Source organism: Pseudomonas mosselii, from assembly GCF_005796105.1.
Taxonomy (GTDB): domain Bacteria; phylum Pseudomonadota; class Gammaproteobacteria; order Pseudomonadales; family Pseudomonadaceae; genus Aquipseudomonas; species Aquipseudomonas mosselii_C.
The window spans coordinates 138833-163937 of the sequence record NZ_VAUO01000007.1 but is presented as its reverse complement, the minus strand read 5'-3'; the positions used below and the strand labels follow the sequence as shown (position 1 = coordinate 163937).

Genomic DNA, 25105 nt, shown 5'->3' with positions numbered 1-25105 from the left:
TGCTGTTAAGAGGTTTTGAAAAAATGGCTGAACGTCTGAGTAACGACTTCCAGTTCATCGAAGTGGGCCGTAAGGACCCGAAGAAAAAGCTGCTGCGCCAGCGTAAGAAAGAGTTCGTCGAGATCTACGAACCGTTCAAGCCGCAGCAGTCCGCCGAGCAGGCGCACCGTTGCCTGGGCTGCGGTAACCCGTATTGCGAATGGAAGTGTCCGGTCCACAACTTCATCCCCAACTGGTTGAAGCTGGTCTCCGAAGGCAACATCCTGGCAGCGGCCGAGCTGTCCCATCAGACCAACACCCTGCCGGAAGTCTGTGGTCGCGTGTGCCCGCAAGACCGCCTGTGCGAGGGGGCTTGTACGCTGAACGATGGTTTCGGTGCGGTGACCATCGGCTCGGTCGAGAAGTACATCACCGACACCGCGTTCGCCATGGGCTGGCGCCCGGACATGTCCAAGGTCAAGCCGACCGGCAAGCGTGTCGCGATCATCGGTGCCGGCCCTGCGGGCCTGGGCTGCGCCGATGTGCTGGTGCGTGCCGGGGTGACCCCGGTGGTGTTCGACAAGAACCCCGAGATCGGTGGCCTGCTGACCTTCGGCATCCCCGAGTTCAAGCTGGAAAAGACCGTGCTGAGCAATCGCCGCGAAGTCTTCACCGGCATGGGCATCGAGTTCCGCCTGAACACCGAGGTGGGCAAGGACATCAGCATGGAGCAACTGCTCGCTGAATACGATGCCGTGTTCATGGGCATGGGCACCTACACCTACATGAAAGGTGGCTTCCCAGGTGAGGACCTGCCGGGTGTGCACGACGCACTGGACTTCCTGATCGCCAACGTCAACCGCAACCTCGGTTTCGAGAAGTCGCCGGAAGATTTCGTCGACATGCAGGGCAAGAAGGTCGTGGTACTGGGCGGCGGCGACACCGCCATGGACTGCAACCGCACCTCAATCCGTCAGGGCGCCAAGTCGGTGACCTGTGCTTATCGCCGCGACGAAGCCAACATGCCGGGCTCGCGCAAAGAGGTGAAGAACGCCAAGGAAGAAGGCGTTAAGTTCCTCTACAACCGCCAGCCCATCGCCATCGTCGGTGAAGACAAGGTCGAAGGCGTCAAGGTGGTCGAAACGCGCCTGGGCGAGCCGGATGCCCGTGGCCGTCGCAGCCCCGAGCCGATCCCAGGCTCCGAGGAGATCCTGCCGGCCGACGCCGTGGTCATCGCCTTCGGTTTCCGTCCAAGCCCGGCGCCATGGTTCGAGCAGCACGGTATCCAGCTGGACAGCCAAGGCCGCGTGGTGGCGCCGGAGAAGGGCAAGTTCAAGCACCAGACCAGCAACCCGAAAATCTTCGCGGGTGGCGACATGGTGCGCGGTTCGGACCTGGTGGTGACGGCGATCTTCGAAGGGCGTAACGCTGCCGAAGGCATCCTGGATTACCTCGAAGTCTGATCCATCCTGCGGGCTGCCTTGCAGCCCTTTCGGGCCGGTCCTACCCCTGTAGGAGCGGCCTGGTGCCGCGAAAGGGCTGCGAAGCGGCCCCCAAAGCCATTTTTTGTATACAAGATCGTTTGATCTACGGCACCCAATAGACAAAACGCATGGCCTTGGCCGTGCCTTTTGCGTCTGCGTCTGAGAAAATGCCCGCACTTTTTTTCCGGATGCCGACATGACTGCCCTGAAGAACGATCGTTTCCTGCGCGCGCTGCTCAAGCAACCCGTAGACGTCACCCCAGTCTGGATGATGCGCCAGGCCGGCCGCTACTTGCCGGAGTACCGCGCCAGCCGTGCCAAGGCGGGTGACTTCATGAGCCTGTGCATGAACCCGCAGTTCGCCTGCGAGGTCACCTTGCAGCCGCTGGAGCGCTACCCGCTGGATGCGGCGATTCTGTTCTCGGACATCCTCACCATCCCCGATGCCATGGGTCAGGGCCTGTATTTTGAAACCGGCGAAGGCCCGCGTTTCAAGAAGGTCGTCAGCACCCTGGCGGATATCGAGGCACTGCCGATCCCCGATCCGCAGAAGGACTTGGGCTACGTCATGGACGCGGTCAGCACCATCCGCCGCGAACTCAATGGCCGCGTGCCGCTGATTGGCTTCTCCGGCAGCCCCTGGACCCTGGCCACCTATATGGTCGAGGGCGGTTCGTCGAAGGACTTCCGCAAGACCAAGGCCATGGCCTACGACAACCCCGAAGCCCTGCACTTGCTGCTGGATAAGCTGGCCCAGTCGGTCACCAGCTACCTCAACGGCCAGATCCTGGCGGGCGCGCAGGCGGTGCAGATCTTCGACACCTGGGGTGGCAACCTGTCGGCGGCGGCTTATCAGGAGTTCTCGCTTAACTATATGCGCAAGATCGTCAGCGGCCTGATCCGCGAGCACGAAGGGCGCAAGGTGCCAGTCATCCTGTTCACCAAGAACGGTGGCCTGTGGCTGGAAAGCATCGCCGAAGCCGGCGCCGACGCCTTGGGCCTGGACTGGACCTGCGAGATCGGCGATGCGCGCCGCCGCGTCGGTGACAAGGTGGCCTTGCAGGGCAACATGGACCCGACCGTGTTGTACGCCAAGCCCGAGGCTATCCGCAAGGAAGTGGCGCGTATCCTGGCCAGCTACGGCAACGGCAGCGGCCATGTGTTCAACCTCGGCCACGGCATCACGCCGGAAGTCGACCCTGAGCACGCTGGCGTGTTCATCAACGCCGTGCACGAGCTGTCGGCGCAGTACCACGGGTAAACCGCTTACCTATCGCGGGACCAGCCCGCTTCCACGTACAGGCGTGGAAGCGGGCTGGTCCCGCGTTTGTTTGGATTAAGTTTGAATTCAGCGATCGTCGGTAATCTGGGCGCATCAAAACGCAAACAGGACCCGATCATCATGAAAGCCCGTTACCTGCCCCTGATCCTCGCCCCGCTGTTCAGCACGGCCGCCCTGGCTGCCGGCTACACCGGCCCTGGCGCCCAGGCCGTGACCACCGTCGCTGCGGCCAACGACGCTGCCGACGATACCCCGGTCGTGCTGCAAGGCTTCGTCACCAAGAAGATCAACAACGACGACAAGTACGAGTTCAAGGACAACACCGGCACCATCACCGTCGAGATCGACGATGAAGACTTGCCACCCACGCCGTTTAACGAGAAGACCCGCGTCAAGCTGACCGGTGAGGTGGAGAAGCACTTGATGAGCCGTGAAGTGGATGTGGATATTGTCGAGATCATCAACTGATCCGAGGGCCTAGTCGCGGTGGTCGCAATGCCGGAGCACCGCGAATGCCTTATGCCGACTTCGGCGCCAATCGACTCAGATGCACGGCTACTGCCAACGCCACGGCCAGCAAGCTGCCGATGAACAGCCCGATACCGTTCCAGCCCCACTGGTGCCAGAACATCCCGCCGGCGGTCCCCGCCACGCTAGATCCTGCGTAATAGCAGAACAGGTAGAGCGATGAGGCCTGCCCCTTGGCCTTGAAGGCCCGGCGTCCGATCCAGCTACTGGCTACCGAATGCGCGCCGAAGAAGCCGAAGGTGAACACCAGCATGCCAAGGATGATCAGCGTTAGCGGGTTGGTCATTGTCATCAGCAGGCCGCCAGCCATTACCACGATACTGGCCCAGAACACCTTGCGCCGACCCAGCTTATCGGCCAGTGCGCCGACCTGGGCCGAGCTGTAGATACCCGACAGGTAGACCACCGACAGCAGCCCGACCAGCGCCTGGTTCATGTGGTAAGGGCCAGCCAACAGGCGGTAGCCGATGTAGTTGAACAGCGTGACGAAGGCGCCCATCAGCAGGAATGCTTCGAGGAACAGCCATGGGAGCCCGGCATCCTTGAAGTGCATCACGAAGCCATCCAGCAGGCTGCGTGGGTTCATGGCCTGGGCGCGGAAATTGCGCGATTCGGGCAGCACCTTCCAGAACACCAGCGCGGCTACCAGCGCCAGGCCGCCAATCACCAGCATCGCGGTGTGCCAGCTGACGAAGTCGATCAGCACGCCGCTGATCAGCCGTCCGCTCATCCCGCCGATGGCATTGCCGCCAATGTACAAGCCCATGGCCAGGCCGATGTGCTGTGGGTGGATCTCTTCGCTCAGGTAGGTCATCGCGACTGCCGCCAGGCCGCTCAGCGAAAGGCCTACCAAGGCGCGCGTGGCCAGCACCAGTTCCCAGCTTGGCATCACCGCGCTGGCCAGGGTCGACAACGCCGCGCACAGCAGCGCGAAGACCATCACCGGCTTGCGCCCGATACGGTCGGAAATAGGCCCGGTGATCAGCAGACCGATGGCGAGCATGGCGGTGGATACCGACAGCACCAGGCTGCTCTGGGCTGCGTTGATGGCGAACTCCTGCGACAGCAGCGGCATCATCGGCTGTACGCAGTAGAGCAGGGCAAAGGTGGCGAAACCGCCGCTGAACAGCGCCAGTACGGTCTTCATGAAGGCGGGGGTGCCTTTTTCGATCCAGCTGTCGTTCACGGCAGGTTCGGGTTCGGGGGCAAAGGGGGCTGCGGCGGTTCTCACGAAAGGGTACCTCGGGCGCGGGGCCGGTGCTGCGATGAAAAAAGCATATAGCTGGCTAATGATTAGATCCAATATATTGTTCGACCTGTTTAAGACGTTATACGACTTGTTCGGAGCCAATCATGGAGCTGCGTCACCTGCGTTACTTCATTGCCGTGGCCGAGGAGCTGCACTTTGGCCGCGCGGCCCAGCAACTGGGCATCTCACAACCACCGTTGAGTCAGCAGATCCAGGCCCTGGAGCAGGAGCTGGGTGCCCGCTTGTTCGAGCGTACCAACCGTCGCGTCGAACTCAGCGAGGCCGGGCGGCTGTTCCTTGAGGAAGCCCGCCAGGTGCTGGCGCAGGTAGAGAAGGCGGCCGACGTGGCGCGCCGCGCGCAATTGGGTGAGCTGGGTGAGATGAAGATCGGCTTCACCTCGTCGGCGCCGTTCACCTCGCGTATTCCCCGGGCGATTCACGCGTTCCGCCAGCGCTACCCTTCGGTGCACCTGAACCTCAAGGAAATGAGCAGCCGTGAGGTGGTGGAGGCGGTGTTCGACGAATCCATCGAAGTCGGTTTGATGCGTCCGATGCCTTTGCCGGCTGGCATCCGTTGTACCGAACTGTTCCGCGAGCCGCTGGTAGCAGTGCTGAACGCCTCGCATCCGTTGGCAGCTGGTAGCGCGCAAGGGCTGTACATGCAGGCACTGGCACATGAGCCGTTCGTGTTCTTCCCGCGTAGCTACGGCAGTGGTCTGCATGCGCAATTGCTGCATTTGGCGCGCCAGGCAGGCTTCAGCCCGCACTTCGCCCAGGAGGCCGGTGAGGCAATGACGATTATCGGCCTGGTGTCGGCAGGGCTTGGGGTGTCGGTGCTACCGGCGTCGTTCCAGCGCATGCGCATCGAGGGCGTGGTGTACCGCACGCTGTTGGACGAGGAGGCAATGACGGCGGTCTGGCTGGTGCGCCGTGAGGCGTCGGCATCGGCTATGGCCCGTGCGTTCGTCGAGCTGCTGGCGGCTCTGGAAATGCCCGAAGGTGCTGGCTAAACCGCAGCACTGGTCACATACTCGGGCATTCGTTGAAACACGGAGGTCAATCATGCGGCGCGTGGTATTCAATCAGAAAGGTGGCGTGGGCAAGTCGAGCATTGCCTGCAACCTGGCCGCGGTGAGTGCCAGCGAAGGCTATCGGACCCTGCTGATCGACCTGGATGCCCAGGCCAACTCGACCCAGTACCTGACGGGGCTCACTGGCGACGATATCCCCATGGGCATCGCCGATTTCTTCAAGCAGTCGTTGTCCAGCGGGCCGTTCGCCAAGAAGAACACGGTCGATATCTACGAAACCCCGTTCGACAATCTGCATGTCGTCACCGCCACACCGGAGCTGGCTGACCTACAGCCCAAGCTTGAGGCCAAGCATAAGATCAACAAGCTGCGCAAACTGCTCGAAGCGCTCGACGACGATTACGATCGGATCTACATCGACACGCCACCTGCGCTGAATTTCTATGCGGTTTCTGCGCTGATTGCCGCTGATCGCGTGCTAATTCCCTTCGATTGCGACAGTTTTTCCCGTCAGGCACTGTATGGCCTGCTGGCTGAGATCGACGAGCTCAAGGAAGATCACAACGACGAGTTGGTCGTCGAAGGCATCGTGGTCAACCAGTTCCAGTCGCGGGCTAGCCTGCCGCAACAAATGCTCGACGAACTGCTGGCCGAAGGCTTGCCGGTACTGCCGGTGTACCTGGGGAGTTCGGTGAAGATGCGCGAATCCCACCATGCCAGCCTGCCGCTGATCCACCTGGAACCCCGGCACAAGCTGACGCAGCAGTTCGTTGAACTGCACGATCTGCTCGAACGTAGCGCCTAGACTCCCTGCCCGAGCAGCCACTCCAGCAATGACGGGAGTGGCAACGCGCCGGCCTGGCGGCTCACTTCGCGGCCATTTTTAAACAGGATCAGACTGGGGATCGAGCGGATGCCCAGTTCTCCTGCCAGGTTGCGGTTGGCTTCGCTGTCGAGCTTGGCCAGGCGGCAGCGGCCGGTGAGTTGGCGGGCGGCTTGCTCGAACACCGGCGCGAAGCTCTTGCATGGGCCGCACCAGTCGGCCCAGACATCCAGCAGCAGTGGCAGGTCGCCCTTGATCTGGGCGCTGTAGTTGCCTTGGCTAAGGTCGAACGGGCGGGTTAGCAGCATGTCTTGCTTGCAGCGACCGCACTTTGGGCTGTCACCCAGGCGGTCGGCGGGCAGTCGGCTCAGGCCGTTGCAGTGGGGGCAGGGGATTACCAGGGGGTTGGACATTTTATCTCCTTGATAATGTTGGGGTTGTTGCGCAGCCCCAGGATTCAGGATGAACAGCTGATCTCCAGGTGCTTGCCCCACTCAGGCGGCCGCTCGGCATACGCCTGCATGCCGTCCTGCTCTTCGAACGGCTTGCTCAACACCTGATGCAGTCGCCGTACCTCGCTGTAGTCACCACCTTCTGCGGCCTCGATGGCTTTTTGGGCCAGGTAGTTGCGCAGGATGTACAGCGGGTTGACCGCATGCATGCGCGCGCGCCGGCCTTCGGCGTTACCCGGCTCGCGCTGGCAACGGGCCAGGTATTCGGCGCCCCAGGCATCGAAGCCGGCCAAGTCGATAAAGTCATTGCGCACCTGCTGCAACGCCTCCGCCACCGGCTGATCGCCCAGACGACGGAAGAACAAGGTGTAGTCCACGCCGCCGCTCTGCATGCGTTGCAACAGGCGCTCGACCAGCGCCATGTCGTCGTCCTCGGCGCAGGTCAAACCCAGGCGACGGCGCATCAGGTCAAGGTAGTGGGCCTGGTACAGCGGCAGGAACAGCTCCAGCGTGCGCTTGAGTGGCTCCACCTCGATCACTGTGGTCAGCGCCTGGGCCAGGGCGCTGAGGTTCCAGTGGGCAATCGGCACCTGGTTGGCGTAGCTGTAGCGGCCACGGTCGTCGGAGTGGTTGCAGATGAAGTTAGCGTCGAAGTCGTCGAGGAAGGCGTAGGGACCGAAGTCGAAGGTGATGCCAAGGATCGACATGTTGTCGGTATTCATCACCCCATGGCAGAAACCATAGGCCTGCCAACGCGCGACCAACTCGGCGTTGCGCTCGACGATGGTGCGGAACATGGCCAGGAACGGCTGCTCGGCATCCAGGCATTCGGGGTAATGCTGTTGCAGCACATGCTCGAGCAGCACGCGCTGCTGCTCGGGCTGCTTGGTGTAGTAGAAGTATTCGAAGTGGCCGAAGCGCACGTGGCTCTGGGCCAGGCGCAGCAGCATGGCGGCGCTTTCACGGGTTTCGCGCCACACCGGGGTGCTTGAGCCGATCACGCACAGGGCGCGGCTGCTGGGGATGCCCAGGGCGTGCAGCGCCTCGCTGGCGAGAAATTCGCGGATTGAGGAGCGCAGCACCGCACGGCCGTCACCCATACGCGAGTAAGGCGTCTGGCCTGCGCCCTTGAGGTGCAGGTCCCAGTGCTCGCCCAGGTCATTGACCACCTCGCCCAGCAACAGGCCGCGGCCATCGCCCAGGCGTGGGTTGTACGCGCCGAACTGATGGCCGGAATAGACCATTGCCCGAGGCTCGGCCTCGGCCCACAGCTTGTGGCCGCTGAACAGCTCGGCGAAGACCGGTAGTTCGGCTTCGGCTGGGTCGAGGTCGAGCAGCCGCATGGCGGCCTCGCTGGCGACCACTAGTCGCGGTTCGGCGATGGGGTCGGGCAGAACCTCGGTGGAGAACGTATCGCCCAGGCGGGCGAAGCGGTTGTCGAAGGTCAGGTGGTCGAGGGTCGTCACGGGCTGCTCCTGGAAATCGATGCCAAGGGCTGGCGGTAAGGCCCCTCGCGCGGAATGACCACAGAATAAAGTATTCGAGGCGTTTCAGGCCCCAGGTGTGCTATCAGGCTTGCCGTCCATGGGGATCAACTGCTGCTTGCCGTTCTTGGTATCCATCAGGAATACCTCCACCTGGCGCACTGAGATCTTGATGTCGTGGGCCTTGAACTCGCGATTGATGTAGCGGTTCAGCTCATCCAGGGTCGGGTTGCGGTCGCCCAGGTCGCGCACATGCATGCGCAGCTCATGGTCCAGTGAGCTTTCGCCGAAGTTCAGGAAGTACACGATCGGCTCCGGGTCCTTGAGTACCCGTGGATTTTCGTGGGCGCCCTTGAGCAGCAGGTCGCGGACCAGGTCCAGGTCCGAGCCGTAGTCGATGCCCAGCTTCAGCGTGACCCGGGTGACTGTGTCGGTCAGCGACCAGTTGATCAATTGGCCGGTGATGAAGGTCTTGTTGGGGACGATGATGTCCTTGCGGTCGAAGTCGGTAATGGTGGTGGCGCGGATGCGGATACGGCTCACCGTGCCGGACAAATTGCCGATAGTGATGGTGTCGCCGATGCGTACCGGGCGCTCGAACAGGATCATGATGCCGGAAATGAAGTTGGCGAAGATCTCCTGCATGCCGAAGCCCAGGCCCAGTGACAATGCCGCCACCAGCCATTGCAGCTTGTCCCAGCTGACGCCGAGGGTGGCCAGGGTGCTGACGATGCCCACCCCGGCGATCACATAGGACAACAACGTGGTGATCGCGTAGGCGCTGCCCTGGGCCAGGTTCAGGCGCGACAGCACCAGCACCTCGAGCAGGCCCGGCAGGTTGCTGGCCAAGGCCATGGTGATGCCGGCGATCACCAGTGCGCCGAGCAGGTCGCCCAGGCTGATCGGCACCATGCTGGCCGCCGCGCCTGTACCGCTGGTGTATTCGTAGAGGGTGATGTTGTTCAGGTAGGCGAACACCGTGATCAGGTCTGCCCACACCCAGTACAGCCCGCCGATGAAGCCACCCAGCAAGGCCAGGCGGATCAGGCGTAGCGACTGCTGGTTGACTTGTTCGATGTCCAGCGTCGGCTCTTCGACCACCACTTCGCCATCGAGCCCTTCCTTGGCCGCCTGACGCTTGCTCAGGGCGCGTTGGTAGGCCAGGCGCCGCGCTGCGACCGACAGGCCGCGCACGAAGGCCGCCTCGATCACCAGCCAGAACAGCAGCAGGTACAGGGTGTAGATGAGCCGGTCGGTGAGCTTGAGCGCGGTGTAGTAGTAGCCGAAGCACACCGCCACGAACAGCGCGATGGGCAATGCGGTAAAGGCCACCCCGACCGCCTTGCGGAACAGCGAGGTATTGCGGTGCGCCGGGCTGCTCAGCAGCAGGCGGCTCAGCAACCAGGCCATCAGGGCGTAGCAAGCGAGTACTACGCCGATGCCCAGCACGTCGTCGGCCAGCGCCGAAGGCTGATGTTCGGCCACGGCCACCACGCCCACCAGGGCCATGACCACGGTCCCCAACCGGCGCACCCAGGCACGTAGGAATTCGACCTGCGGCTTGTGCCAGCGGAAGTGGATCTCGGCGACCCCGCCGGGGGCGAGGATGCGGTAGGCGGTGTAGAACACCAGCCAGGCTTGGGCCAGTTGCCACAGCGCCGCACCGAGGTTGGCGTTTTGTCCGCGGGCGTCGATTTGCAGGGCGTAGCTGCCCAGGGCCAGGGCCAGGGCCAGCGGCATGGCCAGCAGGATGTTGATGAGAATCGCCTGGGGCGTGTGCCACTGGCTGTCGCGCTTGAAGTGGCCGATGTCCTGGTGGACCTTGCCCAGGCGCCGGTACAGCGCCTTGCGCCGCCAAAGCAGTGCGCCGATCACTAGCAGCAGCGGCAGGAACAGCAGCGGCCGCTGAATCAGTCCATCGGCTACTTCGCTGACTCCCGAGCCCCACGGCAGACTGGCGACCTGATCAGCCAGGCGTTGCGGCACGTAGCTGAGCCATTCCCAGTCCAGTGGCTTGTTGCTGGGAATCCAGAACATCTGCTCTTCAAGCGTGGTGCGCAGGTTCTGCGCTGTGCCGAGCAGTTGTTTCTGGTTCAGTTGCAGGGTGATCGACTCGTTGAGCAGGGCCGACAGCTCGCGGTTCAGCCGTTCGAGCAGGTCGCTGCGGGTGATCGCCACTTCCAGCAGGGCTTTGCGCAACGCTGGCGTGGCATCTTCCTGGGGCTGGGCGGCCAGCAGCTTGTCGACATAGCTGGACGGGCTGCTCATTTGTTCGCGCTGTTGGTTGATCTCGAACTGGTACAGGCGGATGTCGGCGATCTGGTCGGCCAGGTCACGGTCCAGTTTCAGGTGCGGAAGGGCCTGTTTCTGCTTGTAGAGGATCTTGGATAGCAGCAGGCTGCCCTTGAGCACGTTGATCTGCTCATCCAGCGCCTGGTCGGCCTGGCTCAGGCTGTCGAGTTGCTGCTTGGCCTTGAGGTTCTGTTGGGTCAGTTCGTTGAGGCGGTCGGTGCTTTTGAGCAAGTAGTCGGAGAGCTTGAGGTTGGCCGCGCTTTCATTGGCCAGCAGGGTGCTGCCGCCAGCCTTTTGCGCTTCCAGCGATTGCTGTGTGACGGTCTGTTGCGACTGGGCCAGGCGCTTGTCGTTGATCAGCGTCTGCAAGTCCTGGATTTCTTGTTCCAGACGCGCGGCACGCTCAATCAGCAGGTCGTGCTGGGCGTTGCCTAGGTCTTGCAGCAGGCTGTTGCCGGCCAACTCCTGGCGGCGCAGCAGGGTCAGGGCGTTGAGCGAGGCTTGCTCGGCGTTGAGCTGGTTGCGCAGGTCGCTGGTCAGCGGCTTGCCATTGTCCTTGCCGGACTTGAGGCTGTTGTTGATTTGCTGGATGCGCGTCTGGTTAGCGCTGATCTCGGCCTGGGCGCGCTCTGGGCGGGTCTGGGCGTTGATGATCAGGCTGTTGGCATCGGTCAGGGCTTTTTGCAGCTCGCCTTGCTGGGTGCTGCGCTCGCTGAGCATCTGCTCCAGTTGCGGCACGTTGAGGCTGGCGTAGCGCTGGGTCACCGGTACGCTGACCGCGCCCTTGAGCTTGATCAGCTCGCGCTGGCTTTCGCGGATCTGTTGTGGCGCACCGGCCAACTGCTGCTTGAGGTCGGCGAGCTTCTGCTCGCTGTCTTCCTTGCTCGACAGCAGTGCCAGGGTCTGTTCCAGCACCTGCTGCACGGCTTTCTGTTCGGCTTCAGGGAGTTTGCGCTCGGCGATCTTGTCGAGGCTGTTCTGGATGCCAGGGGTAGTCGGGACCTGCGCCGCGGTGGCGGCGAACGACAGGGTCAGGCACAGCCCAAGCAGGGCTGCGTGGCAATAAACGCGCAGGGACATAGGCAGCATTCTTGTACGACAAGGCCAATCGGAGTTTAGAGGAACAACCCAGGGCTTGGCCGGGTTCCTTCGGGGAATCTGACGCCGACTTTCTGGATCTTGTTCCCGTCCATGACCGCGACCGTCCAGATCGTGCCGTGCCATTCGATCTGATCGCCTACCACTGGAGCGCCTCCGACCTTTTGTCGGATGAACTGCGCAAGCGGCATTTTCGCGTCCAGGCCATCGAGTTTCAGGCCATACAGGGTGGCCACCGCACCCAACTCGGCATCGCCTTCGAGCACGAAGTCGCCGAAGAAGCGCAGGTCCAGGCCGCGCTGTGGCGCCTGGCTGAACAGCTTGCCCAGTGCCGGCAGGTTGTGTTCGTGGCCGATCACGCAGAGCATGTCGCCGACCTCCAGCACCGTGCTGCCCGAAGGGTGCAACAGCTGCTCACCGCGAAACAGCGCGGCAATCCGCGTGCCTTCGGGCATTTTCAGCTCGCGCAGGGCGGCGCCGATGCACCACTTTTCGGCGCCCAGGCGATAGACGAACAGCTCCCACTCGCTGGTGATGTGCACCTCCAGTGCGGAGCGCGAGATCGGCGCCGGGTCCGGCGGTACGGTGACCTTCAGCAGCTTGGCCATCCACGGCAGGCTGGTGCCTTGCACCAGCAGCGAGATCAGCACGATGAAGAACGCCAGGTTGAAGAACAGCTGCGCGTCCGGTAGGCCGGCCATCAACGGGAACACTGCGAGAATGATCGGCACCGCGCCGCGCAGGCCTACCCAACTGATGAAGGCTTTCTCGCGGCCATGGAACGCTTTGAACGGCAACAGCGCCGCGACCACCGAAAGTGGGCGCGCCACCAGAATCATCCACAGGGCCAGGCACAGCGCGGGGACAGCGATGGGCAGCAGGTCATGGGGCGTGACCAGCAGGCCCAGCACCAGGAACATGCCGATCTGCGCCAGCCAGGCCATGCCATCGAGCATATGCAGGATGCCGTGACGGCTGCGGATCGGCTTGTTGCCCAGCACCAGGCCGCATAGGTACACGGCCAGGAAGCCGCTGCCGTGCAGGGCGTTGGTCAGCGAAAACACCACCAGCCCGCCCGCCACGACCAGGATCGGGTACAGCCCGCCCGCCAGGTTGATACGGTTGACCAGTTGCAGCATCAGCCAGCCGCCGCCCAGGCCCAGCAGGCTGCCGATGCCGAACTCGCGAACCAGGTGGGTGAGCAAACTCCAGTGCAGGCCGGTCTGGCCGCTGGCGATCATGTCGATCAGGGTGACGGTGAGAAATACCGCCATTGGGTCGTTGCTGCCCGATTCGATCTCAAGCGTCGCGGTGACCCGCTCGTTCAGGCCCTTGCCGCCGAGCAGCGAGAACACTGCCGCCGCGTCGGTGGAACCGACGATGGCGCCGATCAGCAGGCCTTGGATCAGGCTCAGGTTGAACAGCCAGGCGGCGATCATGCCCGTCAGCCCGGTGGTGATCAGCACGCCAACCGTGGCCAGCGACAGGGCTGGCCACAGGGCGACGCGAAAGCTCGCTACCCGGGTGCGCAGGCCGCCGTCCAGCAGGATTACGGCCAAGGCCAAGTTACCCACCAAGTAGGCGGTCGGGTAGTTGTTGAAGATGATGCCGCCACCGTCCACCCCGGCGACCATGCCGACGGCGAGGATGATGACGAGAATGGGGATGCCCAGGCGCGATGACAGCGAGCTGACCAGAATACTTGCTCCGACCAGCAGTGCGCCGATCAGGAACAGGCTGTTGATGGTGCTCGCATCCAAGGGCAATTACTCCGATACATCGCGGGGGGTGACGACCTGCAAAGATGAACTAGCAGGTCGCGTGCCAATCGATTCTAACCTGATGAATTGGCAGGCTGTAAAGCGTTTCTGCATATGAAAAAAGGCACCCCGAAGGGTGCCTTTTCTTGTGTTGCCGGAGTGGGCCCTTTCGCGGGCAAGCCCGCTCCCACCGGAATACCACTGGCCTCAAGGGCAGTGCAGTCCCTGTGGGAGCGGGCTTGCCCGCGAAGAGGCCAGTACAGGCTTACGCCTGCTTCACCTCACGCATCGGCTTGCCCTTCACCGGTGCATCACCTGCCACGTAGTACTTGGCCGTGCTGCGTGGCAGCGGCTTGCGGCCACGAATCTTGTCCGAAATCTTCTCGGCGATCATGATCGTGGTGGCGTTGAGGTTACCGGTGATGATCAGCGGCATGATCGAGGCATCGACGACACGCAGACCCTGCATGCCATGCACGCGACCTTCACCATCGACCACGGCCATGTCGTCGGTGCCCATCTTGCACGAGCAGGATGGGTGGAAAGCGGTTTCGGCATGCTCGCGGATGAACTTGTCCAGTTCTTCGTCCGTTTGCACGTGCTCGCCTGGGCTGATCTCGCGGCCACGGTACGGATCCAGCGCCGGCTGGGCCATGATCTCGCGGGTCAGACGGATGCCGTCACGGAATTCCTGCCAGTCCTGTTCGGTGGACATGTAGTTGAACAGGATGCTTGGGTGCTGGCGCGGATCCTTCGACTTGGCCTGGATACGCCCACGGGCAGGCGAGCGCATCGAACCCATGTGCGCCTGGAAGCCGTGCTCCTTCACGCCGTTGGAGCCGTTGTAGTTAATCGCGACCGGCAGGAAGTGGTACTGGATGTTTGGCCACTTGAACTCGGGGCGAGTACGGATGAAGCCGCCTGCCTCGAACTGGTTGCTGGCGCCGATACCGGTGCCGTTGAACAGCCACTCGGCGCCGATGGCCGGCTGGTTCCACCACAGCAGCGAAGGATACAGCGACACCGGCTGGGTGCAGGCGTACTGCAGGTACAGCTCCAGATGGTCCTGCAGGTTCTCGCCAACACCGGGCAGGTCGTGGACCACCGGGATGTCGAGGCTTTCGAGCAGGGCGCGCGGACCAACGCCGGAGCGTTGCAGCAACTGCGGCGACGCGATGGCCCCGGAGCTGACGATGACTTCCTTGCGCGCGCGGGCTTCGATGCGCTCCTCGCTGTCACCGACCAGATAGGTCACGCCAACGGCGCGTTTGCCGTCGAACAGGATACGGTCGGTCAGGGCGTGGGTGACGATGGTCAGGTTCGGGCGTTTCTTGGCCTGATCCAGGTAGCCTCGGGCGGTGCTGGAGCGGCGGCCGTTCTTGGTCACCGAACGGTCCATCGGGCCGAAACCTTCCTGCTGGTAGCCGTTGAGGTCTTCGGTGCGCGGGTAGCCGGCCTGTACACCAGCTTCGACCATGGCGTGGAACAGCGGGTTGTTGCCGGCTTTCGGCGTGGCCACGCTGACTGGGCCGTCGCCGCCGTGATAGTCGTTCGGGCCGATGTCTCGGGTTTCCGCTTTGCGGAAGTACGGCAGGCAGTCCAGGTAGGTCCAGTCTTCCAGGCCTGGCAGCTCTGCCCAGCCGTCGAAGTCCATGGCGTTGCCGCGGATGTAGCACATGCCGTTGATCAGCGAGGAGCCGCCCAGGCCCTTGCCACGGCCACATTCCATGCGGCGGCCGTCCATGAACGGCTCAGGGTCGGTCTCGTAGGCCCAGTTGTAGCGCCGGCCTTGCAGCGGGAAGGCCAGCGCGGCTGGCATCTGGGTGCGGAAGTCGAAGCGGTAGTCGGGGCCACCGGCTTCCAGCAGCAGGACCTTGACGCCTGCGTCTTCGGTCAGGCGGGTGGCCAGGGTGTTACCGGCGGAACCGGCACCGACGATGATGTAATCGTATTCCATGAGGCTTCCTCCGGAAGCAGCGGCGAGTTTCGGGCGACAAGCTGCAAGAAAAAGCAGCCAGGTGAAGCTCGCGATGGATTGGAGCTGCAAGGGCCGGTGGCCTGACGCCGACCGGCTCTTTCTTGCAGCTTGAAGCTAGCGGCTTGCAGCGGTCTGTCAGAAGACCGACGAGTAGCCGCCCAGTTCGACCTGGACCGATTTGATGCGCGTGTACTGAGCCAGCGAGCTGATGCCGTTCTCGCGACCGACGCCGGACTGCTTGTAGCCACCGACCGGCATTTCTGCCGGCGATTCACCCCAGGCGTTGATCCAGCAGATGCCGGCTTCGAGCTTGTGGATGATGCGGTGGGCGCGGGTGATGTCGTTGGTGCACACACCCGCGGCCAGGCCGTATTCGGTGTCATTGGCACGGCGGATGACTTCTTCCTCGGTCTCGTAGCTGAGGATGCTCATCACCGGCCCGAAAATCTCTTCCTTGACGATGGTCATGTCGTCGGTGCAGTCGGTGAACACGGTCGGGGCCACGAAGGCGCCCTTGGCGAAGTCACCTTCGCTCAGGCGCTCGCCGCCGCACAGCACGCGGGCACCTTCTGCCTTGCCCTTGGCGATGTAGCCCAGCACGTTTTCCATGTGGGCGAAGCTGACCAGCGGGCCGAAGTTGGTGTTCTCGTCTTCCGGGTTGCCCGCGCGGATACGCGCTACACGCTCGGCGATCTTGGCTTCGAATGCCGCTTTCATGGTCGCCGGTACGAACACGCGGGTGCCGTTGGTGCAGACCTGGCCGGAGCTGTAGAAGTTGGCCATCATGGCGATGTCGGCGGCCTTGTCCAGGTCGGCGTCGTCGCAGATGATCAGCGGCGACTTGCCGCCCAGTTCCATGGTGACTTCCTTGAGCGACGAGCTCGAGGCGCTGGCCATGACTTTCTTGCCGGTGGTGGTGCCGCCGGTGAAGGAAACCTTCTCGATGCGTGGGTGCTCGGTCAGCCAGGTGCCGACTTCACGGCCGCTGCCGGTCAGGACGTTGAATACGCCGTTCGGCAGGCCAGCTTCGGTGTAGATCTCGGCCAGTTTCAGGGTGGTCAGCGAGGTGACTTCCGACGGCTTGAAGATCATCGCGTTGCCGGCGGCAAGCGCCGGGGCGGACTTCCACAGGGCGATCTGGATCGGGTAGTTCCAGGCGCCGATACCCACGGTCACGCCCAGCGGCTCGCGGCGGGTGTAGACGAAGGAGGATTCGCGCAGCGGGATCTGCTCGCCTTCGATGGCCGGCACCAGGCCTGCGTAGTACTCAAGCACATCGGCGCCGGTGACGATGTCGACATAACGGGTTTCGGAGTACGCCTTGCCGGTGTCCAGGGTTTCCAGCATGGCCAGCTCGTCGTTGCGCTCACGCAGGATGTCGACGGCGCGGCGCAGAATGCGCGAACGCTGCATGGCGGTCATCGCTGCCCAGACTTTTTGGCCGCGCTCGGCGCTTTCGACGGCCTTCTCGACGTCGGCTTGGGTCGCACGCTGCACATGGGCGAGGACTTCGCCGGTGGCCGGGTTGATGGCTTCGAAGGTGGCGTCGCTGCCAGCGTCGACGTAAGCACCATCAATGTAGAGTTTTTGCGTTCCGAAACGGGCCATAGTGTCCTCGCAAGTGCAGTGAGTGGTTGGCTGGCGCGTCAGGCTCCTGCCGGGTTGGCGTTCGCCGTGCGCGTTGAATCAGCGGCCTGGCCATGAGTGCCCAGGGTGTGCTGTTTAGCCAGTTGTAGATCCATGTATTCGTAAGCGATGCGTATCGCCTGATCGGTGTCGAACTCATCACCCGACAAGGCGCCACGCAACCAGAGTCCGTCGATCAAGGCTGCCAGGCCGCGGGCGGCCTTGCGCGCATGGTAGAGCGGCAAGGCGCGGCGGAACTGGCAGCACAGGTTGGAGTACAAGCGGTGATCGTTGATCCGCTGCAACCTGTGCAAAGCCGGCTGGTGCATGCTGGAGGCCCAGAAGGCCAGCCAGGTTTTCATCGCCGGGCCATTCACCTGGCTGGCATCGAAGTTGCCCTCGATGATCACTTTCAGGTGGGCGCGCGGGCTGTCGTCCGTCAGGGCCTGGCGGCGTGCGGCCACGCCCTCGTTGAGCATGCTCATGATGTAGCCCATCGTCGCTGCGATCAGGCCGTTCTTGTCCTGAAAGTAGTGACTGATGATGCCGTTCGACACACCGGCCAAACGGGCAATCAGCGCAATGCTGGCATCTCCCAGTCCGACCTGATCGACCGCCTGCAGGGTGGCTTCGATCAACTGCTGGCGGCGGATGGGTTGCATACCGACCTTGGGCATCTTGCTTTCTCCTCAGGCCTGCGAGCAGACGACCAGCGGCTGACTCGGCGAAGACCAGTCTATTTTGTTTTGATTGAACGTTCAATCAATAAAGAATAAGCTCTGCGACAATTTGTGCCATTGACAGTTTTTCAGGCGGTCAAAGGGACACGGATTGGCACCCCGGAAAATCGCGTAACCCCCGGAATACAAGGCGTTGACGGGCACGGGCGCTGCGAATGACAGATTCTGCCGAGCGGTCATCGACTGCGCGGTCGGCCCTTGGAGCGGGCCAGGTGGCTGTGGCGAATGCGCGCACTGTTGATGCAGGGTGCGGCATCGCGGCAGTCCTCCGGTCTGGTTTTTTTGCAGCGTTCTATTCGGGATCACGGTTTTCAGGGTGCTTTTATAACACCTGTAGCAGTGGGGCTATGGCACCAATTGCTCGGGAAAAGACTGATTAGCCTCCACTGCCGCACTCCCCGGAGCATTCGTGCAATGAGTTCTGCCTCCCTGACTAAGCCCCCCGCCGAGCGGGTACGGGTCAATCGCGTGGTGTTCTTCACCTCGGCGATGATGATCCTTGTTCTGACTGCCTTGCTGATCGCTGTACCCGAAACCGCAGGCCAAGTGCTTGGCGTTGCCCAGAAGTGGCTGACGCGCACGTTCGGCTGGTACTACATGCTGGTGATCTGCGGTTACCTGCTGTTCGTCATCTACTTGGCCTTCTCCGATTTCGGCAAGCTCAAGCTTGGCGGCAAGGACGACACCCCCGATTTCAGCTACGGCGCCTGGGCCGGCATGCTGTTCTCTTCCGGTATTGGTATCTCGCTGCTGTACTTCGGTGCATCCGAACCGCTGGATCACTACTTCAATCCGCCCGAGGGCACGCCCGCCAGCCTCGAAGCTGCGCGTCAGGGCCTGCAACTGACCTTCCTGCACTGGGGTCTGCACGGCTGGGCGATCTACGCCCTGGTAGGCCTGGCCGTGGGCTACTTCGCTTATCGCCATAACCAGCCGCTGGCATTGCGTTCGGCGCTGTATCCGCTGGTCGGTGAGCGTTGGGTCAAAGGCGGTGCCGGGCATGCCGTGGACATCTTCGGCATGTTCGTGACCCTGCTGGGCCTGGTGACCAACCTGGGTATTGGTTCGATGCAGGTGGCCTCAGGCCTGGAATACCTGTTCGGTATGGACCACAGCAAGACCAACCTGCTGGTGGTGATCCTGATGATGGCCGGCGTTGCCACCGTGGCGGCGGTGTCGGGTGTGGAGAACGGCATTCGTCGCCTGTCCAACCTGAATATCCTGCTCTTCAGCGGTCTGCTGATCTTCGTCCTGCTAGCCGGCAACACCCTGCACCTGTTCAATGGTTTCGTGCAGAACATCGGCGATTACCTCAACGGCCTGGTGCTCAAGACCTTCGACCTCTACGTATACGAAGGCTCGGGCGACAAGTCCGAGCGCTGGCTGGGTCTGTGGACCGTGTTCTACTGGGCCTGGTGGATTTCCTGGGGCCCGTTCGTGGGCATGTTCATCGCGCGTATCTCCAAGGGTCGTACCGTGCGCCAGCTGGTTAGCGGCGTGCTGTTGATCCCGCTGGGCTTCACCCTGGCGTGGCTGTCGATCTTCGGCAACACCGCGCTGGACCTGGTGATCAACCAAGGGGCGGTGGAGTTGGGCAAGACCGCGCTCGAACAGCCGTCGATGTCGATCTACCAATTGCTGGAGTACTTCCCAGCCGCCAAGATCGTGATTGGTGTGGCGGTATTCGTGGGCTTCGTGCTGTTCCTCACCCCAGCCGATTCCGGCGCTGTGATGATGGCCAACTTGTCGTGCAAAGGCGGCCAGGTGGACGAAGACGCCCCGCACTGGATGGTGGTGTTCTGGTCGGTGGTGATCACTTTGGTGACCATTGGCCTGCTGTTCGCCGGCAACTTCGAGGCCATGCAGACCATGGTGGTGCTGGCCGGCTTGCCGTTCTCGGTGGTGCTGGTGCTGTTCATGTTCGGCCTGATGAAGGCCATGAAGCAGGACGTCGCCGTCGAAAGCGAGCGCGCCGAGTTGGCCGCGCGTGGCCGGCGCGGTTTCAGCGAGCGCCTGAGCCAGCTCGACTTGCAGCCGACCCAGGCAGTGGTACAGCGCTTCATGGACAAGCAGGTCAGCCCTGCGCTCAAGGAGGCGGCGGAACAGTTGCGCACCCTGGGCTTCGAAGTGGAAACCCGGGTTGGTCAGGCGCGCAGCATGATGGGCCTGCGGGTGCTGATGGAGGAGGGCAACCCGTTCGTCTATGAAGCCAGCCTAGACGGTTACCTGGCTGCGCCGAGCGAGGCGCCGGTCGAAGGCGAGCCTGAAGTGCGCCAGCGCTTCTACCGCGCCGAGGTGTACCTGCACGATGGCAGTCAGGAGTACGACCTGATGGGCTTTACCCGCGAGCAGATCGTGCGCGATGTGTTGGATCAGTTCGAAAGCCACCGACAGTTGCTGGGGCGCGTGTACAGCTGAGGATGCACCTTTCACCTGCCAGGTAGCGTGCCTGGCAGGTGAAGACTTATGTAGCACCTGTTCGGTGGCAGGGTTGCACAAGGTACTGGCTTCTTTATCTGGCTGGAGCCAAGCGCATGACCCTTCCCACCGAAAACCCTGCCACCCTCACGCTCAGAGACGCTATCGCCCTGCAGTTCGCAACTCGCCCGACGTTGCGCCAGGTGCTCGATGCCAAACTATTCCAGGCGCTCGTCGAGCGCTATCCGCAGTTACCCACGTATTTTCCCGAGATCGACTCAGTCGCAGGCTTCAGCGTGGCCTTCATCCGTGATGACAAGATCGAGCTCCAGGGCTTGGGCTCTGTGCTACTTGACGGGCTGGTGCAAGGCCGGGCTACGGCATTCACTGAGTCGCAATACCTGAGTACCGGGGCACCCGCCAAGGGCCTCGACGAAGTGGTCGAGCACAGTGGCTTGCAGGCCTTGAACATGCGCTTGTCTGAAATGAATGCGGTTTTCGATGACATCCTGGCGTCGCTGATCGAGGCTTTTCAGCGAGCGCAACTCGACTATTGGAACGCCGAGGCCCGCCCGAACCCCGATGAGCATGGCGTTGGCCGGCACCGCTGGATGCAGCAGGCGCTGCGCATGACCTTGGCCGATAGCGTCAAGCGGGCCAGGCTGGAGGATGACGAGCGCTCTTACTTGAACGAGGTGCTGCTCGGCAGGACCGGGATTGAAGTCAGTGCGCTGACGTTTTCCTGGGACGCTGACGACAGCGAGCAGGTGTTCATGCCGGGGGACTTGCTGATCGAGGCCGAGCGCGACGAACGCAAGCTGATCCTGTGGTGTACGCCTGCTGGCGCGATCAGCGTCTTCGGCGATCTGGCTGCGTTGAGCGCGGCCCTGCATGAGTCTCTTGCACGGGGTTGCCGGTTCGACAAGCTCACGTGGCGCCGTTGTGCCTTGGACGGTGATGTCTTCATGCAGCAATCAGGCATGTTGCTGAACCTGCTACTTGAAGATATCGAGGGTGTTCAGTTGTCGGCATTGGCCGACGGTGCCGAGCTGGAAGCGGTGATGGGGATGTTGAGTGACCCCTCGCGACTGTTCCTCAACGAGGACCGCTCTGCCCCCATCGGCGCAGCCGCAGCCTTGCCCGAGTGGCTGCTCACCGCCAGCAGTCGTGACCGCTTCGAGTATCAGCAGGCTTTACTGGATGCGTCGATCGAGCAGGCGCTGAGCAAGGGGCAGAGCTCCCTGGGTGATCTGGAAGATCTGCATGCCTATGCGGCGCGTCGGCTGCGTGAACAGCTGCTTGCCGACTACCCGGTCGAAGCCAACTACTTCCCGGACGACCTGATTCTCTCGGTGTCCATCCCTGATCCCTCTGTGGACCCAGAATTGCCTGTCACGCTCAAGGATGCGGGCAGCATGACCCTTACCGAGCTTGCCATCGGCCATCTGGACGCCCTCTCTGGCGGTGTCGTCAGTGGCATCAGGCACCGGCAGGAACAGGAAATCATGGACTGGATGAACCCGGTCTACATCACGCGGCTGATCGAACAGGTGGATATTGGCGGTACCTATCCGCAACACGCTGCCGAAGTGCTCAATGAGCCCAGCACACTCCTCTTGCGCGCTCAGCTGTTTGGTCGCGAATGGCGCTCGGGCTTGTTGTTCGATGCCCTGAAGGCGAAGGTCGAGGGCCAATTGAGCGAAAGTGCCTGGTCTGCGCTGGCGGAGTTTTGCCGCAGCGCAAGGGACTTGAAGGAGAATGTGGATATCGCCCCACTGGCCTTTCAGGCGCAGTCAGACCGCCCGCAACTGGACACGGTGGCCTGCATGTACGCAATCGTGCTGAAACAACCGTCGGTGGTGTTGCTGTATCGGCCGCTGTATGCGCAACGCACACTGTTGCAGTTCAACGATCAAGCGGGACTGATGGCTGCCGTAAGCCAGCCTGGAGAGTTGCAGGACAGCGTGCTGGCCTGGTTACCTGAAGACGCGCGCGCCATCTATGCCAATGGCGGTTTTCTCGAACCACACTTGCATCGACCGATTTTCGACACGTCGATCCTGCCTGGGCGCGTTGAGCCACCAAGGTTGAGGCTCAACCCTTATTTGGCCGATATCGACGTGCGCATGTTCGCCAGCAAGCGGGCTGCGGTGGTCGAACTGGCGGATCGGCAGTCGGTGTCCAACGCAGAGCATCGCTGGGCAGTGCTGAAGCAGTTCGGCTGGCTGTGCTTCGACTTGGCCGCACCCGTGTTGCCGGGGCTGTTAGGGCGCGTGGCCGCTTTGGTGGGCTTGCTCTCGCCATTTCTCGAAAGAACCTCCGATGCCGAGCGTGGTGTTTCCGATACGCTGCTGGGCGCGAACGTCGCCGTGGCCGTGGCAATGGCGTTGTTGCACGAACGCCAGCCTGAGGTTGCCGCCCCCAGTCGGGTATTGCATGGCGAGTCGGTCTACAGGGCCATCCCGCGTGGTGACCTGGCCACTCTACCCTTGACCCAGGCTGAATTCGCTTTGAGTCAGACCATTGGCTCGCTCTACGAGCAGGTAGGTCCTGTTTCGCAAGGCCATGGCTGGGGGCAGGGGCCTGCCGCACAAAGCAAGACTCTGGAGCCCTACGTGGCGAACGTTGATTTGACGAATGCTATTCGGGCCAACGGTCTTGCGCGTGTGGGCGATCGGTTTTATGTCGTGATCGGCGGTAAGTCCTACCAGGTGTTGCATGACGATCATGGGCGACGCATCGTTGGTCCGCACGGAGAACCAGGCCCGCTGCTGGTGGATGATGGCGTTTGGCGTGTCAGGGCCGATGGCTTCCTGTTTGGTGGTTCTGGGCGGCGCGTACGGGGTGCGCCGCAAGGGCAATTTGACCGCGTGCTGAGTGATTGCTATGCGCAGATCAAGGATTTGCAGGCGCGCCATCCGGTAACCCAGGGGCTGCAACTCAAGATCCAGCAGTTGACAACTGAGCTCGATAGGCTCGCCGCCCTGCTGGACAGGTTCAGTCAGTTGCCGGATGAGAAAGCCGAGCAACGTGCTCAGTTGGTAGCAGATGTCCAGGGACGTATCGCCGGCAAGCAGGCTGAATACCGAGAGGCAACACTGAATTACGTGAAAGCGCTAAGGGAGTTGATCGACCAGAACAAGCAATTGATCACGCGGCTTGATAGCGCGATCGAGTTGAAAACCCGGCATCCTGCGCTTGTTTCTCGTCACTCGAAAGAGATGCTGGCGGCGTTGCGACTGGATTCGTGCGTCGAGATCGTCAGATACGGCAACAATATAATCGCGCGGCTGGCGACGATTGCCGATTCCCCTGAGCTACTTCGCCTCGAAAAAGCGATCCACGGCCATCGGATCAGCGAGGTGCGGGATCTCTACATGGAGTACAAGCGGCATTTGCCCTTAGCCGCCGAGTTTAGCCAGCAAATGGTCGAAGCCAGTGCCGTGTTGGATGAGTACATCGTGCAGGTGCCTGAAAATCATGTAATGGTCCCGGCCGCCGAGGGTAATGGTCAGGCCGTTACCCTCGGCGATTGGATCGCGAACCGTACGATCACGACGCAAGACATGATCTTCGAACTGGCTGCTTACCACATGGAACTGTCCCTAGGGCTTGAGCAGGAAGGGGCATACGAGACGCTGCTGGGCTATCGCGAGCGGCTGATGAGCCCAGCGCTGAGTGTCGCCTCCAATGCCCACGCGCAACTGCCGTTGAGCAATCTGTCGGCAGCCGACCGGATCGAAGTGTTGCAGGTGGCGTGGGATGAGTACAGCACCGCGATCATCAACGCCATCGACATCAAGCGTGAGGGGGGTGCGTTCGTTGACCTGGCAATGCTGGAGGCCTTCGAGCGGGATATGAAGGCGTTGAAGCAGTCGGCCAATGCCATGCTGATCGACGCGACACGGGCGTTGGAAAGCCGAGTCCCCTTGGCGCCCCAGCGTCGTCCTTATCCCATCGAACAGTCCCAGCAACGCGTGGTGTATGGCCGCGATGGCCAGATTGCCATAGGTCGCGAGGTCGATGTCGATGGTGTCCCTGTTGTCGAGGTAGCCGGTCGAACGTTTGAGCATGCCGTGCTCAAACGCTTCGACCTGGTGGAGGGGGTCTGGATCGAGCGTGTGCCGGTCCCCGTGGTTCCCGACGGTGCTCGGGCGGAATTGGTCAAGCAAGCGCTCGATGAGCTTGCCCTGGATAAACCGCTGGAGCAGAGACTGGAGGCACTCACCCGCCAAGGCCTGAACATTCGCGACCTGAAAAACACGGTTGACGATCATATTGATCGTCTCGAAAGGCTTGCTGGTGCCTTGGCCGAAGAAGGCGGTTTCTCCCACAAAAAACTGGTCGAGGTTCTGGGCAGTTGGCCGCAGCGGCGTCAGGACCTGTTGGTCAAGGCTTATGCCAACACGCCTTACCCTGAAGCGGACGGCTTGCTCTACTTGCACGAACAAAAACGGTTGCTGATCAAGAGCAAAGGTAATCGCCAACTGCTCAAGGACGGTTCAGCCATGGACGAATATTCGATCCAACTGCGCGGCGCTCCGGGCGGTAAGCCCGGCAAGATCATCTGGGCTGCGCACTTTCATTTTGCAACTCACGATGCGCTGCCGGCGGCGTTCACCGCAGGTCATCTGAAAACGTGGGAGCAGCGTTTCATGGGTTGGCAGGATGCTCAGGCACTGGCTGAGCGTGGCGAGCGGTTGCATCGAGGCCGTTTGACGCAGGCGCAGGCTGTGTTCGCTGAGCTGTGGAACAGCCCAGCCTGATTCAGCCAGTTGTTTGGGCGTGTGTACACGTGATAAGCCCTGGAAGAAGGCCCTGCCACAAGCAGGGCCTTTTCGATTCTGCATGCAATATGTAACACCTGAAGCGCGAACTGGA

Annotated in this window: 15 protein-coding genes; 7 read left to right on the top strand and 8 right to left on the bottom strand. The window is 62.1% G+C overall.

What is annotated here, in order from left to right:
- Positions 1–23: 23 nt before the first annotated feature.
- The 3 genes from FEM01_RS15925 (at position 24) to FEM01_RS15915 (ending at position 3213) form a co-directional block, all read left to right on the top strand.
- Positions 24–1442, top strand: coding sequence for an FAD-dependent oxidoreductase (locus FEM01_RS15925; protein WP_138220447.1), 1419 nt, complete (start codon positions 24–26; stop codon positions 1440–1442).
- Between the two features lie 217 nt (positions 1443–1659).
- Entirely contained in the window at positions 1660–2724 is a 1065-nt protein-coding gene (hemE, locus tag FEM01_RS15920) for a uroporphyrinogen decarboxylase (protein WP_138220446.1), read from the top strand.
- Positions 2725–2865: 141 nt separating this feature from the next.
- On the top strand, positions 2866–3213 hold the full coding sequence (locus tag FEM01_RS15915) for a YgiW/YdeI family stress tolerance OB fold protein (protein WP_138220445.1): 348 nt from the start codon (positions 2866–2868) through the stop codon (positions 3211–3213).
- 49 nt (positions 3214–3262) lie between these two features.
- On the opposite strand, the gene FEM01_RS15910 is transcribed toward FEM01_RS15915, so the two are convergent.
- The gene (locus FEM01_RS15910) at positions 3263–4504 is read right to left on the bottom strand and encodes an MFS transporter (RefSeq protein WP_138220444.1); all 1242 of its coding nucleotides are present in this window, start codon (positions 4502–4504) and stop codon (positions 3263–3265) included.
- Between the two features lie 122 nt (positions 4505–4626).
- On the opposite strand from FEM01_RS15910, the gene FEM01_RS15905 reads away from it, so the two are divergent.
- A complete protein-coding gene (locus FEM01_RS15905; RefSeq protein WP_138220443.1) occupies positions 4627–5532 on the top strand; it encodes a LysR family transcriptional regulator in 906 nt (301 codons plus the stop codon).
- 52 nt (positions 5533–5584) lie between these two features.
- Positions 5585–6358, top strand: a complete 774-nt coding sequence (locus tag FEM01_RS15900; protein ID WP_138220442.1) for a ParA family protein — start codon at positions 5585–5587, stop codon at positions 6356–6358.
- Here FEM01_RS15900 and trxC read toward each other — a convergent pair.
- The 7 genes from trxC to betI all read right to left on the bottom strand — a co-directional run bounded on the left by trxC (position 6355) and on the right by betI (position 17743).
- Positions 6355–6789: a thioredoxin TrxC gene (gene trxC, locus FEM01_RS15895; protein WP_138220441.1), complete on the bottom strand. Its 435-nt coding sequence runs from the start codon at positions 6787–6789 to the stop codon at positions 6355–6357. The genes FEM01_RS15900 and trxC overlap by 4 nt on opposite strands.
- A gap of 44 nt (positions 6790–6833) precedes the next feature.
- Entirely contained in the window at positions 6834–8294 is a 1461-nt protein-coding gene (selO, locus tag FEM01_RS15890; protein ID WP_138220440.1) for a protein adenylyltransferase SelO, read from the bottom strand.
- Positions 8295–8378: 84 nt separating this feature from the next.
- Positions 8379–11684, bottom strand: coding sequence for a mechanosensitive channel MscK (gene mscK, locus FEM01_RS15885; protein ID WP_138220439.1), 3306 nt, complete (start codon positions 11682–11684; stop codon positions 8379–8381).
- Positions 11685–11719: 35 nt separating this feature from the next.
- A complete protein-coding gene (locus FEM01_RS15880; RefSeq protein ID WP_138220438.1) occupies positions 11720–13462 on the bottom strand; it encodes a potassium/proton antiporter in 1743 nt (580 codons plus the stop codon).
- Positions 13463–13727: 265 nt separating this feature from the next.
- A complete protein-coding gene (betA, locus tag FEM01_RS15870; protein ID WP_138220437.1) occupies positions 13728–15419 on the bottom strand; it encodes a choline dehydrogenase in 1692 nt (563 codons plus the stop codon).
- Positions 15420–15575: 156 nt separating this feature from the next.
- Entirely contained in the window at positions 15576–17048 is a 1473-nt protein-coding gene (betB, locus tag FEM01_RS15865; RefSeq protein WP_138220436.1) for a betaine-aldehyde dehydrogenase, read from the bottom strand.
- 38 nt (positions 17049–17086) lie between these two features.
- Positions 17087–17743: a transcriptional regulator BetI gene (gene betI / locus FEM01_RS15860; protein WP_138220435.1), complete on the bottom strand. Its 657-nt coding sequence runs from the start codon at positions 17741–17743 to the stop codon at positions 17087–17089.
- A 534-nt stretch (positions 17744–18277) separates the two neighbouring features.
- Here betI and FEM01_RS15855 point away from each other — a divergent pair.
- Both FEM01_RS15855 and FEM01_RS15850 read left to right on the top strand, forming a co-directional pair.
- Positions 18278–20224, top strand: a complete 1947-nt coding sequence (locus FEM01_RS15855; protein ID WP_240791766.1) for a BCCT family transporter — start codon at positions 18278–18280, stop codon at positions 20222–20224.
- Positions 20225–20694: 470 nt separating this feature from the next.
- Positions 20695–24990: a dermonecrotic toxin domain-containing protein gene (locus tag FEM01_RS15850; protein ID WP_346763674.1), complete on the top strand. Its 4296-nt coding sequence runs from the start codon at positions 20695–20697 to the stop codon at positions 24988–24990.
- Positions 24991–25105 lie beyond the last annotated feature (115 nt).

Excerpts from the sequence above, each read along its gene's own strand:
- betA (WP_138220437.1), bottom strand. The coding sequence starts at position 15,419 with ATGGAATACGATTACATCATCGTCGGTGCCGGTTCCGCCGGTAACACC.
- mscK (WP_138220439.1), bottom strand. The coding sequence starts at position 11,684 with ATGTCCCTGCGCGTTTATTGCCACGCAGCCCTGCTTGGGCTGTGCCTG.
- trxC (WP_138220441.1), bottom strand. The coding sequence starts at position 6,789 with ATGTCCAACCCCCTGGTAATCCCCTGCCCCCACTGCAACGGCCTGAGC.
- betB (WP_138220436.1), bottom strand. The coding sequence starts at position 17,048 with ATGGCCCGTTTCGGAACGCAAAAACTCTACATTGATGGTGCTTACGTC.
- FEM01_RS15850 (WP_346763674.1), top strand. The coding sequence starts at position 20,695 with ATGCGCTTGTCTGAAATGAATGCGGTTTTCGATGACATCCTGGCGTCG.
- hemE (WP_138220446.1), top strand. The coding sequence starts at position 1,660 with ATGACTGCCCTGAAGAACGATCGTTTCCTGCGCGCGCTGCTCAAGCAA.
- betI (WP_138220435.1), bottom strand. The coding sequence starts at position 17,743 with ATGCCCAAGGTCGGTATGCAACCCATCCGCCGCCAGCAGTTGATCGAA.
- FEM01_RS15925 (WP_138220447.1), top strand. The coding sequence starts at position 24 with ATGGCTGAACGTCTGAGTAACGACTTCCAGTTCATCGAAGTGGGCCGT.
- FEM01_RS15915 (WP_138220445.1), top strand. The coding sequence starts at position 2,866 with ATGAAAGCCCGTTACCTGCCCCTGATCCTCGCCCCGCTGTTCAGCACG.
- FEM01_RS15905 (WP_138220443.1), top strand. The coding sequence starts at position 4,627 with ATGGAGCTGCGTCACCTGCGTTACTTCATTGCCGTGGCCGAGGAGCTG.
- FEM01_RS15900 (WP_138220442.1), top strand. The coding sequence starts at position 5,585 with ATGCGGCGCGTGGTATTCAATCAGAAAGGTGGCGTGGGCAAGTCGAGC.